Genomic DNA, 3542 nt, shown 5'->3' with positions numbered 1-3542 from the left:
GCACGGTCTCGCTGCGGGCCAGCGCCGCGTACGCGGCGGGGCCGAGCAGATCGAGCAGCCCGTCTGCGGTGAAGGCGGCGGCCAGCAGCGCGTCCCTCAGGCGCGCGGCGCTGTCGGGCCGGTCGGGAGCGGGCAGGGGAGCGAGTCCGGAGTCAGTCACGCCCCCATTGTGGCCCGCGACGGCCACCCGGGGCCGACTGCGCGCGCGACGTCCGCCGGTGTCAGTTCGCGGTCGCCGGAGCCGACGGGGACGCGGCGGAGGAAGCGGCGACCTTGCAGCTGGGCTGCTTGGCCATCGCCTGCTTGACGTCCTCCTGCTCCAGCCGCTTCAGCGCTTCGGTGCCGCTGTCGCTCTGCTTGCCGATCTCCTTGGACTGGCCGGCGACGTCCTTGAGACCGCGGGCGAACTTGCCCTGGTCCTTGGTGTCGAGCCCGTCGACCTTCTTCTTCAGCTCCGTGTACGACGCGGAGAGGCCGGCGAGGTTCTTGGCGGCGTCCCGCTGCAGCTTGGCGCCACCGTCCACACCGGGGGGCGCGCCGGCCGTGTCGAGGGCACCCGCGAGCGCCTTGTAGCCGTCGGCCATGTCCTGGAAGGCCTCCGCGTACGTCTTCTGGGCGCTCTTCGGCGGGAGGTTGCTGTCCGTGGCGATGGCCGCTATCGCGGCGTTGGCCGACCTGATCTTGGCGTTCGGCGCGGGCACCGCGTCGCACACGGTCTTGGCCCAGGACACCAGCTTGGGGTCGGGCCCCTTCTCGCCGCTGCTGCCGCATCCCGACACCGCCACTACCAGTACCGCACCGCCGGACAGTGCGGCCGCGAGCTTCTTGTTCACCGGATCGGTCCCTTCCATGGCTCTCGGCCCCCGGAATCTACACGCGAACGCGCCCCGACCCCCTGCCGGGTGAGCCGTAAGTCAGCTTTTGTGACCTTTCGCACCACGGGAGAGAAGGCTCACGACGTGGGTGAGCACACGTGGGTGAGCACACGTGGGTGAGCACACGTGGGTGAGCACACGTGGGTGAGCACACGTGGGTGAGTGCACGTGCGTGAGCGCACGTGGCTGAGCACGCGGAGGTGAGCGCACGTGGGGGAGCACCCGGAGATGAGCGCTCGTGGGTGAGCACACGAGGAAGCGGGCGGCCGGCGCGTCAGAACGCGCCGTCCGCCCGCCCGTTGGCCAGGTCTTGCCGACCGGTCCTACGAAAGCACCGCGGCGTCCGGCGAGTTGGCGACGCGCTGGGCGCTCTCCTCCTCACCGACGGTGATACCGCGCCGCTTGGAGATGTACACGGCCACGACGATCACCAGCAGGGCGAGGACCGCGATCCCGATCCGCACGCCGAGGTTCTTGTCGTCGCCGTAGGAGAACTTGATCACCGCCGGTGCGATGAGCAGCGAGACCAGGTTCATGACCTTCAGCAGCGGGTTGATCGCGGGGCCGGCGGTGTCCTTGAAGGGGTCGCCGACCGTGTCCCCGATCACCGTGGCCGCGTGGGCCTCGCTGCCCTTGCCGCCGTGGTGACCGTCCTCCACCAGCTTCTTGGCGTTGTCCCAGGCGCCGCCGGAGTTGGCCAGGAACACCGCCATCAGCGTGCCCGCCCCGATCGCGCCGGCGAGGTAGGAGCCGAGCGCGCCGACACCGAGCGTGAACCCGATGAAGATCGGCGCCATGACGGCGAGCAGACCCGGCGTGGCCAGCTCCCGCAGGGCGTCCTTGGTACAGATGTCGACGACCCGGCCGTACTCGGGTTTCTCGGTGTAGTCCATGATCCCGGGGTGCTCGCGGAACTGCCGCCGCACCTCGAACACCACGGAACCCGCCGAGCGCGACACCGCGTTGATGGCCAGTCCTGAGAACAGGAAGACGACCGCGGCGCCCGCGACCAGGCCGACGAGGTTGTTGGGCTGCGAGATGTCCAGCGACAGGCTGAGCGGCGAACCGGGCCCGGACAGCTTCGCGCCGACGTCCTGCACATTGGTGGTGATCGCGTCGCGGTACGACCCGAACAGCGCCGCCGCGGCCAGGACGGCGGTGGCGATGGCGATGCCCTTGGTGATGGCCTTCGTGGTGTTGCCGACCGCGTCCAGGCTGGTGAGCACCTGCGCGCCCGCGCCCTCGACGTCGCCGGACATCTCGGCGATGCCCTGGGCGTTGTCGGAGACCGGTCCGAAGGTGTCCATGGCGACGATCACGCCGACCGTGGTGAGCAGACCGGTGCCGGCCAGCGCCACCGCGAACAGCGCCAGCATGATCGACGTACCGCCGAGCAGGAACGCGCCGTACACGCCGAGCCCGATGAGCAGCGCGGTGTAGACGGCCGACTCCAGGCCCAACGAGATGCCGGAGAGGACGACGGTGGCGGGTCCGGTGAGGGACGTCTTGCCGATGTCCCGCACCGGGCGGCGGCTGGTCTCGGTGAAGTAGCCGGTCAGCTGCTGGATGACCGCGGCGAGCAGGATGCCGATGGCCACCGCCACCAGCGCCAGGACGCGCGGATCGCCGTCCTTGCCCTTGATCGCCGCGTCGGTGACGCCCTTGAGGGCGGAGTACTTCGACGGCAGGTAGACGAAGACCGCGATCGCCACCAGCGCGAGCGAGATCACCGCGGAGATGAAGAAACCGCGGTTGATCGCCGTCATGCCGCTGCGGTCGGCGCGGCGCGGGGCGACCGCGAAGATGCCGATCATCGCGGTGAGCACGCCGATGGCCGGCACCAGCAGCGGGAAGGCCAGCCCGGAGTCGCCGAAGGCGGCCTTGCCGAGGATCAGCGCGGCCACCAGGGTCACGGCGTACGACTCGAAGAGGTCGGCCGCCATGCCCGCGCAGTCGCCGACGTTGTCGCCCACGTTGTCGGCGATGGTCGCGGCATTGCGCGGGTCGTCCTCCGGAATGCCCTGTTCGACCTTGCCGACCAGGTCGGCGCCGACGTCGGCGGCCTTGGTGAAGATGCCGCCGCCCACCCGCATGAACATCGCGATCAGGGCGGCGCCGAGGCCGAAGCCCTCCAGCACCTTCGGCGCGTCGGCGGCGTACACCAGCACCACGCAGGAGGCGCCCAGCAGGCCGAGCCCCACCGTGAACATGCCGACGACGCCGCCCGTGCGAAACGCGATCTTCATCGCGGTGTGCGAGACGGTGGTGAGATCCTTTTCCGGTTCGCCTTCCGCCGGGGTTGCTTCCCGGGCCGCCGCGGCGACCCGCACATTGCTGCGTACGGCGAGCCACATGCCGATATAGCCGGTGGCCGCCGAGAACGCCGCTCCGATCAGGAAGAACACCGAGCGGCCGGCCCGCTGATTCCAGTCGTCCGCGGGCAGCAGCATGAGCAGGAAGAAGACGACGACGGCGAATACGCCGAGCGTGCGCAGCTGCCGGGCCAGATACGCCTTGGCACCTTCCTGGACCGCCTCGGCGATCCGTTTCATGCTGTCGGTGCCCTCGCCGGCTGCCAGCACCTGGCGGACCAGGATCCCCGCGACCACCAGCGCGGCCACGGCGACCGCCGCGATGGCGGCCACGATGATCCGGTTGTCGTCGGTC

3 protein-coding genes are annotated in these 3542 nt (G+C 70.3%); all 3 read right to left on the bottom strand.

Going from position 1 to position 3542, the window contains the following annotated elements:
• The coding region (locus IE312_RS40265) for a DUF7059 domain-containing protein (RefSeq protein ID WP_440862360.1) at positions 1-160 on the bottom strand (160 nt) is incomplete at its 3' end.
• 61 nt (positions 161-221) lie between these two features.
• The gene (locus tag IE312_RS15540; protein ID WP_229899814.1) at positions 222-833 is read right to left on the bottom strand and encodes a small secreted protein; all 612 of its coding nucleotides are present in this window, start codon (positions 831-833) and stop codon (positions 222-224) included.
• A 365-nt stretch (positions 834-1198) separates the two neighbouring features.
• The coding region (locus IE312_RS15535) for a sodium-translocating pyrophosphatase (RefSeq protein WP_189982147.1) at positions 1199-3542 on the bottom strand (2344 nt) is incomplete at its 5' end.

This window comes from Streptomyces capoamus (assembly GCF_014654935.1).
Lineage (GTDB): Bacteria > Actinomycetota > Actinomycetes > Streptomycetales > Streptomycetaceae > Streptomyces > Streptomyces capoamus.
The sequence above is the reverse complement of the archived record's forward strand: the minus strand, read 5'-3'. Positions and strand labels throughout refer to the sequence as shown.